This window comes from Actinobaculum sp. 352 (genome assembly GCF_003957265.1).
GTDB lineage: Bacteria > Actinomycetota > Actinomycetes > Actinomycetales > Actinomycetaceae > Asp313.
Window position 1 is genome coordinate 1 of the sequence record NZ_RQSN01000040.1, and the last position, 519, is coordinate 519.

Below are 519 nucleotides of genomic sequence, written 5' to 3' on the forward strand. Positions count from 1 at the left end.
ACACCAACCACCACCCCATAACCCCAACCCGACCCACCATGACCTCACTGCCACACCACGACCTGGCCTCACGGCGGCACCACGATCAGAAGTGCCCGCTACTAGTGAAGAGGAACGATAGCCTCCCGCACCCTGCAGGACCCAACCAGCCAGCCACAAACGAAGAACGATAACGACCGACAACACGGAGCAGAGCGGAGACCCCATGCCCACACCACCAGCCCTACACAGTAACGCGCCCGACCCCACCGGGGGCGCTACCGCTGCGACAACCACTCGGCGGGGTCTGGCAGGTTGGGCCTGGGCGCTCATTGGTGGCCTGATCGTCATCGCCGTCGTCATCGCCGGGATCATGATCGCCGGCAGGGACCACGCCGCACCCACACCGGCGATCAGTGACCACACGACAAGCCCAGTACCTACGCCAAGCACGGCCACGCCGGAACCGACGCCCTCGCCGACGTCTGGGGTGACCCAGATCGGGGACTGGAGCGTGGAAGTCCTCGAATACAAACCCGA

At 64.9% G+C, this 519-nt stretch carries 1 pseudogene; it reads left to right on the top strand.

Annotation, left to right across the window (positions count from 1 at the left end):
• Positions 1–205 precede the first annotated feature (205 nt).
• A pseudogene (locus EKN07_RS12415) lies at positions 206–519 on the top strand (hypothetical protein); the annotation flags it as partial.